This is a genomic window from Pleionea sediminis, assembly GCF_007570825.1.
Taxonomy (GTDB): Bacteria; Pseudomonadota; Gammaproteobacteria; order Enterobacterales; family Kangiellaceae; genus Pleionea; species Pleionea sediminis.
On record NZ_SUNB01000001.1, the window covers coordinates 436,400 to 446,424 of the forward strand.

The 10,025-nt window shown below is 37.8% G+C and carries 10 protein-coding genes; 4 read left to right on the forward strand and 6 right to left on the reverse strand.

The genetic code is table 11. The features are described 5' to 3' along the window. Positions 1-137: 137 nt before the first annotated feature. The gene (locus FAX86_RS01635; protein ID WP_144391591.1) at positions 138-596 is read right to left on the reverse strand and encodes an EVE domain-containing protein; all 459 of its coding nucleotides are present in this window, start codon (positions 594-596) and stop codon (positions 138-140) included. Positions 597-719: 123 nt separating this feature from the next. Beyond that, positions 720-2,900 (reverse strand): M4 family metallopeptidase, encoded by a 2,181-nt coding sequence (locus FAX86_RS01640; protein WP_144391592.1) that lies wholly within the window; start codon positions 2,898-2,900, stop codon positions 720-722. Positions 2,901-3,174: 274 nt separating this feature from the next. On the opposite strand from FAX86_RS01640, the gene FAX86_RS01645 reads away from it, so the two are divergent. Then, positions 3,175-3,609 carry a VOC family protein gene (locus tag FAX86_RS01645; RefSeq protein WP_144393166.1) on the forward strand — a complete coding sequence of 145 codons (435 nt, stop codon included), beginning with the start codon at positions 3,175-3,177 and terminating at the stop codon, positions 3,607-3,609. Between the two features lie 23 nt (positions 3,610-3,632). On the opposite strand, the gene yfbR is transcribed toward FAX86_RS01645, so the two are convergent. Further along, entirely contained in the window at positions 3,633-4,217 is a 585-nt protein-coding gene (gene yfbR / locus FAX86_RS01650) for a 5'-deoxynucleotidase (RefSeq protein WP_144391593.1), read from the reverse strand. A gap of 72 nt (positions 4,218-4,289) precedes the next feature. Continuing rightward, a complete protein-coding gene (locus FAX86_RS01655; protein WP_144391594.1) occupies positions 4,290-5,858 on the reverse strand; it encodes a sensor domain-containing diguanylate cyclase in 1,569 nt (522 codons plus the stop codon). A gap of 542 nt (positions 5,859-6,400) precedes the next feature. Between FAX86_RS01655 and FAX86_RS01660 the strand changes: the two genes are divergently transcribed. Further along, positions 6,401-6,979, forward strand: coding sequence for a LysE family transporter (locus FAX86_RS01660; RefSeq protein WP_144393167.1), 579 nt, complete (start codon positions 6,401-6,403; stop codon positions 6,977-6,979). 28 nt (positions 6,980-7,007) lie between these two features. Here FAX86_RS01660 and FAX86_RS01665 read toward each other — a convergent pair whose 3' ends face one another. Next, a complete protein-coding gene (locus FAX86_RS01665) occupies positions 7,008-7,754 on the reverse strand; it encodes a helix-turn-helix domain-containing protein (protein WP_144391595.1) in 747 nt (248 codons plus the stop codon). A 37-nt stretch (positions 7,755-7,791) separates the two neighbouring features. Between FAX86_RS01665 and FAX86_RS01670 the strand changes: the two genes are divergently transcribed. After that, complete coding sequence (locus tag FAX86_RS01670; protein WP_205859082.1) at positions 7,792-8,439, forward strand: hypothetical protein; 648 nt, start codon at positions 7,792-7,794, stop codon at positions 8,437-8,439. A 122-nt stretch (positions 8,440-8,561) separates the two neighbouring features. Then, positions 8,562-8,870 carry a DUF6482 family protein gene (locus FAX86_RS01675; RefSeq protein ID WP_281286373.1) on the forward strand — a complete coding sequence of 103 codons (309 nt, stop codon included), beginning with the start codon at positions 8,562-8,564 and terminating at the stop codon, positions 8,868-8,870. Between the two features lie 28 nt (positions 8,871-8,898). On the opposite strand, the gene FAX86_RS01680 is transcribed toward FAX86_RS01675, so the two are convergent. Continuing rightward, positions 8,899-10,023, reverse strand: a complete 1,125-nt coding sequence (locus FAX86_RS01680) for a response regulator (RefSeq protein ID WP_144391598.1) — start codon at positions 10,021-10,023, stop codon at positions 8,899-8,901. Between the last annotated feature and the right edge of the window lie 2 nt (positions 10,024-10,025).

The window sequence follows — 10,025 nt, forward strand, 5'->3', positions numbered from 1 at the left end:
TTTATATTATGAGATTTATTGCAATTGGTAGATAAAGCCTAATTAAACAGGCGGTCGATAATTTTTAATTCCAACATCATTGTTAATTTAGGGGTTTTAATACATTTAAATTGTTCTATAACTTAATCATAACCACTCTAGTTCGAGTAGGTAATTATATGATCCCATTCTTTCTTTTTAACGGGTTGAATCGATAACCTGCCTTGCTTTATAAGTACCATATCTAAAAGTTTAAGGTCTGACTTTAACTGTTTAAGCGTTATAATAGAATTAAAATTTTCGATAAAAGCCACATCGAAACAATACCATCTGGGATTTTCTCGATTACTTTTAATATCAAAATAAGCACTATTACTATCGAATTGATCTTCATCGATGTAAGCAGATCGAGTTACCTTTGCAATACCTGCAATCCCGACATTTTTACAACTACTGTGATAAATAAATGCAAGGTCATCAATTTTGATTTCATCTCGAATAATATTTCGAGCTTGATAATTTCGAATTCCATTCCAGCGCTCCGAACGAGGTGCTATTTTTTCCAAGTCGTCAATACTGAACTCGTCGGGTTCTGTTTTTAGTAACCAATAGTTCATAGGAAAAGGGTTTGATATTAAAAATTTAAATCATAATAACACGTCATACTTTAATAAAAGAAATTTAAAGCCATTAAATACTACTGGCAATAGTCTATAAACTTATTGCCAGTAGCTGTTTCTTTAGCGAGTTCCTTTAATTGTTAAAGTAACCCCAGAGCTTGGGGAGTAACCTCTGAGACCAATATACCAGCTCCCTTCCGGAGAAGAAAAATCACAAGATTCCTCATTACCCCAGCGATAAGGTCGACAGTCAAAGTTACTAGTTGAAGGTTGACTATCTTTTAACACATATAAGTCAACATCGCCTGCTCCACCAGAAGTCGAAATCGATAGATTTTGATACCCATCTGGAACAGTCACTCGATAGTACTTCCATTCATTCTGCGCAAGAGTAATATCAGAGTACACCTGATCGACTTGATCCGGAATTATGGAAAATCTACCGACCAAACTAACGTCTGAGAAACTACGATATCCCCTGACCACAACGTAAAAATAATAACCTGGTTCAGTCAAACCAACTTGGCCACCAGTCGGTGACAAAGTACACAATTCACTGTTACCTTTTTTGTAAGGGCGGCAATCATAACTAGAAGTCGTTGGTATTTCATTTTCTTTAACGTATAAGTCAGCGTCGCCCGAGCCTCCATAAATTTCAAAAGAGACCTGCGTCGAATCGTAAGGAGCCCACATTGAAAAAATCAGTTCTTCACCTGCATTACCAGACAATCCATTCACCGGAACTCCATGGCGTAATGAATCAGCTCGACAATAATCAGGAGGGCTGTTGGGAAAGACTCCGACCGCAGAAAAGGCTTCATCAACAACACAAGTATCATATCCTAAGTCCATAGCGGCAATTCGAACAGCCTCTGCTGCAGTTACCCAATCTACGCTCTCTGTCCAGTAGTACATATTTGCTCGTGCAAATATTTGAAACGCTTTCTTTAAGTTCCAATATTCACTGGTTGCAATTAAGTAAAAAGCCTTATTGAAAACACCTGCTGAATAATGAACATCCATGTCATCGGTATAATCAGATGCGTTAGCAATGGATTGACCATCTCGAGTGGGTTCATCCATGTAGCGAATAGCTCGTCCTGCCTGCTTGAATAAATCAGCACCAACCGCCCAATCGTTTGAGTTATTAATATAATGCTCTAGTGTTTCACCAACCATATCCGAGAAACTCTCATTTAATCCTCCACTCTGACCCTCATACATTAAATTTGAATGCTGAATGGTAAATCCATGAGACATTTCGTGAGCAACCAAATCCATCGATGCAAAACTGAAGAGAGTTTGACCACCGTCCCCCATGTAGAATGAATCGCCTGACCAAAATGCATTTTTAAAATTTTGACCATAGTTAAGTTTCATTTTTACTTGAAAGGGTAAAACATCAACACCTATCCAGTCTCGATACATCGCGTAAACTTGTGTCGCGAAAAAGTGAGCATCATTAATTGGTGAATAGGCGCCATTTATAGGCGGAGGACTATTTTCAGGGCAGCCAAAAGTGTAAGCGTCATTGCCTTGCCTATTCCCTTCCAAGTCAATTGTTCGAACGTCATTATTTTCCATAATACACAGAGCACCTTCCTGTCTTACCTTTAGGAAATCATAATCTGTTCCATATTCATATCGACCAATACGCTCATTACCTCCAGGCCCTGTTGCATCAAAGTGTAATAAGGAATCTCGATACTTCAAAACTTGACCATTGTGAGCGTCGATTTCAAAGTAAGGCTTTGAGGGAGAATCTCCATGAATTAGAAAAGAAATTTGATAGACTAATCTAGCTTTATTTCTAGAATCTAAGCCTATCGCTAATCCCTGCTTAATGTCTTCAACATCGATAAAGTCAAACACCTGCTTATTATTTTCAGAGTGCCATTGTTTAACTAAAAGAAGCGCTTTCTTTTTCGAAATGGTTGGCTCTAAGTTAAGATTATCAGTATCGATTTTTCTTATTATTGAACCAAAAGCGCTGGACACTTCACCTTTATCATTTATCTTGAGGACAGCGGATTCATTAATAACAGGAAGTCCTTTATAATATTGTCGATACCGAGAATAGGTGAAACCATTCTCTGCATGCTGTTTAATTATCTCCAGTTTATTCGAAGGCGTTAATCCTAAAAGCCGCCCCGGTGAATGATAAATAATAGGCGATGACTTAGAAAGTGTATTCAGATATTCAGTTTTATCTAATAATTGTTCTCTTTCAGCACTCGTTACATTTGTAGAAAAAATGACACCAACAAACGCACAAAGAGAGATGTATTTAGTATTTTTCATATTATCTCCAATTGTGGTTAGAACGTTTTAATTTTGCTTTAACAAGAAATATCTGTCCTTGAGAAAACTTTCGTAGAATAGTTGTCTATTTTTTTTACCACAATGGAATTGGTATAATTACCACTTTTTCTCGAAAAATTATTACATATTCGTTATAGCCAAGACTGAAGCCATTCACATAAACTCGGATTATTATCGATATAAATGATAAATTCTTCTATCAGAAAAAAATTACTTATTTAGGGCATTTAGAATGTATAAAGAAAAATCAACTATGACATTATCCCCTTTCCATTTAGCCATTCAGGTTAGAGACTTAGCTGAGGCGAAAGATTTTTATGGAAATAAACTAGAGTTTGCAATGGGGAGAAGTTCTGAGCACTGGGTTGACTTTAACATGTACGGCCATCAACTGGTGACACACTTAAACCCCAATATTGGAAAAACAGGAACAGTCGCTGCTATCTCTAATCAAGTAGACGGTCATGGTGTTCCGGTTCCTCATTTCGGCGTTATACTAACCCTCGAAGACTGGACAAAACTTGCCGATAAACTATCCTCGGTGATTGACAATTTTATTATAGAACCTTATGTGCGTTTTAAAGATCAACCCGGAGAACAGGGGACTCTCTTTTTTAAAGATCCTTCAGGCAATGCACTTGAATTTAAAGGATTCAAAAACATAGAAGAGGAGCTTTTCAAAACTTAACTTTCTATTTAACGCCCCCTAGCTCACACAAGCAATTCATCGAGAGTTAAATTGTAGCTATCGATAAATGTTTCGATAAAATACTTAACTTCTGGCAAATCGATAGCTTTCACTCTCTGCTTAATTTGCTCTTCCGCTTTAACAAATTCCTGATTTCCTGCAGCTACTTCCATTTGGCACTTAATAAAGGCAGATATGGTATCAGCTGCTTTTATGATAACGTGGTTTTCGGCGGATACCTTTTCTTCTATTAATACAGATTCAAAGTCGGGCTTTAATTCTTCAGGAAGTAAACTTAAAAGCTCTTGTTCGGCTTGTCGTTCTATCGACTTGTAGGCTTGAGTTATATCTTTAGAGTGATACTTGATGGGAGAAGGCATATCGCCAGTAATGACTTCGCTACAATCATGGTACATAGCAGCTACCGCAATAGCATTAGCATCTAACTTACCACCAAACTTTCGATTTTTAATTACGGCCAATGTATGAGCAATTGTCGCTACCTCCCAACTATGCTCCATCACATTCTCAGTAACAGTATTACGTTTTAATCCCCAACGATGTAACCAGCGGATTTTACTGATGTAGGCAAAGAAATGACTTTTCATTTAGGCTAGCTCACACTTCAAAATTGATAATAAAATAGTAATGAAAAACAAAGATATGATGATACTAACAAATTATGCGTGCTCCGCAAAAAAAACATATTTTTCGGGTTGGCTATGCTTTAAAGCTTTAGCCTGATACATCGCTTTATCGGCGCGTCGAATCAGTGTTTCTAAATCGGTGCAGGTATCAGGGTAAAATGAGACACCCATGCTTGCACCAATATCAACGGCGGTATCATGACTTTCTAACTGAATAGGCTCTTTCAATGCTTCACGAAAATTTTGCAACACTCGTTTTACAGAAAATTCATTGATGTCTTTAAGTACATAAACAAATTCATCACCGCCCCAACGACCCGCCAAATCATCTTTACGAATAACTTTATTCATTAGCTGTCCGACATATTTCAATACTGCGTCACCTGCGTCATGACCATAGACATCATTGACTTGTTTAAAACCGTTTAAGTCGATAAGTACAAATGCAAATGGTGTCCCCTTATGAGCAAGAAAGTTAATCTCTTTTTCAATAGCTGAGCGGTTGTAGAGATCAGTCAACGCATCAATATGAGCTTGTTTGCTCAATTGCTCTAACTGGTTGTGACGCCGAGTAACGTCATGAAGAGTAACTTGATAATAAAGCTGTTTATAGTCTGAGTAAATTTTAGTAACAACAACCTGCATCCATAAGCTATCGCCACCAACAGTTCGAGTTTGGAACTCTCCCGTTGCAACATCTGCAGAATCGAGCTGACGACTAATTTCAACTTGGTATTCATCTTCGTTTACGAATATTCGCTTTAACATTTGGCCAGCTTCGTCTTGTTGAATCTTTTCATCTAGGCTATCAATTAACTTTTCATAGGCCAAATTTCGCAGCACAATCTCGCCACTTTCTGTCAATAAGGTCGTTGGTGCTATGGAACTTTCAAATACAAGCTGAAACTTTGATTCCAACTCTCCTATTTGATCGCGCAGTGATCGCTCTTGCATAAATTGCTTTTCCGTTTTATCGAGTAGTGCATTGACATCACATACTAATTGACCAATTTCACTATGTTCATGAAATCCAGGCACCTTAAGACGGGCTGGTGTTCCGGGCACTATCTCGTGCAAAGCTTCACCGGTTTTCGTCATTGGATGAGTAATTAGAAAATAGCAAATGATAATTGCCAACGCAGTCATTGAAACGGTTAAGATCAATAAATTAATAGCATTCGCATAAGCAATTTCAACGGCGTTGGCTCTGATATTTGAAAAGTTAGGGTACACCTTGAGCTTTCCAACAGTCTCACCTTGATTAAAAGGATGAGCAATATCAAATACAATAACCGCTCTTGATTGTATGGTTTCAGCACCGACCATTATTGCGTCATTTTCGATCGCAGCTTCATCGACGGTTGAGTCAGTTAATAATCCTTTAATTACATCACTGGCGAGCTCTTCATCGTTAAGAAAGGCAGCAGCCGAAGCCGCTGAAGAGACGGCTTTCACTAATTGTTCTATCGATCCATAAGCTTCATCAAGCTCGTCATTAAGTGTTGTTTGGTAAAAGTTGTAGGCGACCAATGCCCCAATGAGCACCCCAATGGTCAAAGTAACTAAAGCTAAACGAGTTAATAAACTGAGCCGACTGACCAATAACCTACACCAAATTAAAATTCATTGATAAGTCACACCCAACGAGACTTAACAAATTTTTCCCAATTAGAGGATGACTTAGTGCTAACCCTGTTTGATTTCCAATTTACAGGATAATCAGGGTACGAAAAACTATGAGAAATACCGTTTTGTCATTAGCAATATTTTCGCCCAAGCCTAAATCGAAAAACCTTCTCTATCGTAGAAAATCTAAAGTACCTAATTGAACATAAGTGGCTTAACGAATGACATCGCAAGTACCGAAGATTTCTCTTTTAGCATAGAACAAAGGCTAGTTAATTCAAGTAATTACGAGCGAACATAAACATTTGAACGAGTAAATTAAGGCATTCTTTTGAGATGCTCACTCATAGATATATGAGATAACTGAGACTCCCTCTCGTATAGATTTTCGCTAACCTCACGAAATATAAGCAGAAGTAAAACCCTGACGATTACATGTTACAATCTGCGCTCATAAAAAATAGTAAGATAGTCTAGTGATCGATACAACTTTAATTCTTCTTTTCATTCCCACATTTATGGTCATTTCCGCAACTCCGGGAATGTGCATGACGTTAGCACTTACTTTGGGTATGAGCGTTGGCATTAAAAGAACATTATGGATGATGTGGGGAGAACTCATAGGGGTTGCACTAGTCTCTGTTTTGGCCGTTGTTGGAGTTGCCAGTGTGATGCTGAATTACCCTTCAGTATTTGTGGTTTTAAAATATCTCGGGGGTGCTTATCTAATTTATCTCGGAATTCAGATGTGGCAATCTCGGGGGAAAATGGCCATTAACATTAATAATGACACCTCGATCATTGCAGGAAAGCAACTCATGATCCAGGGTTTTGTTACTGCAATTGCTAACCCGAAAGGTTGGGCGTTCACTATATCGCTTTTACCCTCATTTATAAATCCACAACTCCCGATGGCACCTCAACTCACTTTGCTGGTTATCATTATCCTGATGAGTGAGTTTCTGTTTCTGATGCTCTACGCATCTGGTGGCAATGCATTGAGAAAACTCTTAGAGGAAAGCAGTAAAGTTGTCTTGATCAATCGATTGTCAGGAACCTTGATGATCGCCGTTGGTTGTTGGCTTGCACTCAGTTAGAGCGCCTGACAATCCTAGTATTCTTTAACTATTTTCGCGTATTTTTTCTTCGAAAGTCGTCAAACGCTTTAATTTCCCAGGAGCGAATGCCCATGACTAAACTGCATCCATCTTTTTCTTTAGCAGGATAAATCATATCCTCTTGCAAACATCGCTCAAATTCCGACGCTATTTCAGTCATTTTATCTTGAATTTTGCGATTGGATCCTCGGCTGAGCATACCTGAGATAAAAATGAGTTTTTCAGTCTCGTCGTTAAATCGAGAACGAAAAAATTCTACTTGTATGTTTTGTTCGAAGAAGCGCTGAACGGGCCCATTAGGTTGCCATTTAAAAAAGCTGCTTACCAATAGCTTTACACGATTCCCCGGCAACAATTCAATAAACCGAATACGATCGAGCTTCGCCAGCAATTGCGTCAACTCATGCTCTTCGAATTCATAGACTTCTTGCACTTCTTCCAAGGTCCAACGAGATAACAATAGTTGAGCAAGCAATAACAGTTTTTTATTCGCAACCAACTCCTCCTCTTGCTCTAACTTCAACTCTGTCACCTGCGAGCGTTGCTTATTCGCAAATTGAGCCAATTGTAAAAAGTCCAACTGCAGTAAATCGCAAATTTTTTCCATCCTTTGCAAGGTCATATTTCCCTGAGAAAACATACGCTTAACATTCGCTTCACTCATTTCAAGCCCAGTAGCTAATTGCGCGTAAGTAACTCCCGCTTGTTTTAATTGCTTCTTGAGAGCTTGAATCATTTCAGTTGTTCGAATCATCTTAAGTCACCCTGATTTTCTATCTGGGTATACTATATTGATACTCTTTAAAGCGCAATGTGCGACTATAACAATACGGGTTGAGAAAATTGATACAGGCTATAAATTAAGACGCATCCATTCATTACCGATGATTTTACTTATGAGAACGGCACACAAATTAACAGCAACCTGGAGCTTTCTTGGATCGACTTTGCTGATGCTCGGGCCAGATATTGTCATTTCTTACTTCGGTGTAAAGCAAAAGCGATATTTATTTCGAGCGATTTTCGTCGCAATATGTGCGACTGCTGCAGGACTCTTGTTCATGCACACTCAAGGTCACTTTAATGATTATTCAAGCCTTCAATCCGCCCATTCGCTTCCAATGATTCAACTGAGAGATTCCGTTGAATTATCAACCAATCCCCAATCATTCTATGCTGAAACGTTAATACTGTCCGTTCTCGGTGGGCTTCCACTTGGTTTAATTGCACTGTACGCAGGAAACGCTGATTTATCACCAATATTGACCATTACTGCATTACTTCTGTTACTCACTATACGATTAATCATTATCGCTTTTTTATCCCAAAAACTCGGACGTTCCCGGTTGTTCAGTCGTTCAAGAAGTCGTTGGATCACTTGGAGTGGATTATGGGTATTTGCGTATATTGCGTGTCTGGGATTTCTCCCAACTTTCTAATTCTCATCTTCCCATGACCAACATCTGTTTCTTTCAAAAGGATTTATTTTGCCAAGGTAGGCTCTAATTCCTAACAAAAAACGTAGTTCAACACTATACGTCATTAACAAATCATTTTACTTATGAATAAAACCCTACAGCAACTAAAAATGCTACAGCCACTTGATAAAATAATTGTTCACTCCATAGGAATGAGTCTCTATCAAGTATCCATTATCAAAGATAATCGTACGTATTGGCTCGCTAACTCAAATGGGAATCTATTCAAAGCCAATAACGTCTTAACTGTGCAAAAACTGTTTAGGTCACTTAACTTTCTATTAATGGTATTGCGGCATGAAAGTGCCTATGATGAAATGATTGGTCATGATGATACATCTCCGAAAAACAATCGTCTCGAAGTTCCATTAAAAGATAACTTTCTTAATTAATCATACTGCTGCGCGTATGTAAGGGTATCTAAACCATTTTCTTAATTTGCGAGGCAATGTGATTCATTGCTTCGTGAAGATTTTCACCAATATCTTTAAACTGCTCAACATCGCTTCTTGCTTCTTTAATATAAGAACTCAATTTATCTTCTTGTTCTTCAGTTAGTCCTAAAAACATAAATGAATCCTCTATATTTGCAGTTAAATTCTCAAAAGCGACTTCTGAGTTCTTGCTAAACTTTTCATAAAGAGAAAGAATATTATTGAATTCATCATGCACGACTGACTGAGTTTTATCCGCTTCGACTTTCCTTTTTCTTTCTTCTAGCTTTCGAAAGTTCATCAGCTCCAGTGATGCATCAATTAAATCAATCATTATTGCTAAATGGTCTCTCAATCTTCCTGTTAGCTCTTCATCCTCAATAGGCATATTTTTGATCAGAAAAACAGCGGATTCTCCATTAAATAGATATTTATCACCCGCATGAATAATACGACCTCTGCTCTTTACCATTTCAAAAAGTTCTCTCTCTAATGGAGTAATCGAAGCGTTGTCAGAGCGAACAACAATTTCTTCGTCTAAAATTCTAAATAAAATCGTACTGTTTAAGCCGAAACTATTTAACGTTTCAAAAGTTTCTTCTTTCAAAGTATTAACCTCTTTAGCTTTTGCTATATTTCTTGCATAGGCTACCAAGTTTCCAGTTTCACTATTATTCTTCATTAACATAAACGCTAATGAGCTATTATCACTGGCTTTCTTCTCTGCTTCCTGTTGAAGTCTAGATCGTGTAATAAGCACATGAATAACATGTTCCAATTCAGACAAGTCAAATGGCTTAGAAACATACGCTTCGCCGCCACATTCAAATCCGGTTAGCCTGTCTTCTAACTCTTTGCGCGCGGTCAAAAAAACAACTGGTATATTCGCAAGTTTCTCTACTTGCTTTATTTTTCGACAAAGTTGATATCCGTCAATTTTTGGCATATTCACATCAAGTAAAATCAAATCGGGAGATGAGTTTAGTAATTTTTCAAAAGCCTCTTCCGGATCAACAAAAGTATCAACCTGATATTCATTTTTTAAAGATTTTTCTATCAATAAGAGGTTGCTTTTGTTGTCATCAACATAACAAACAATGGGATTATTCATGA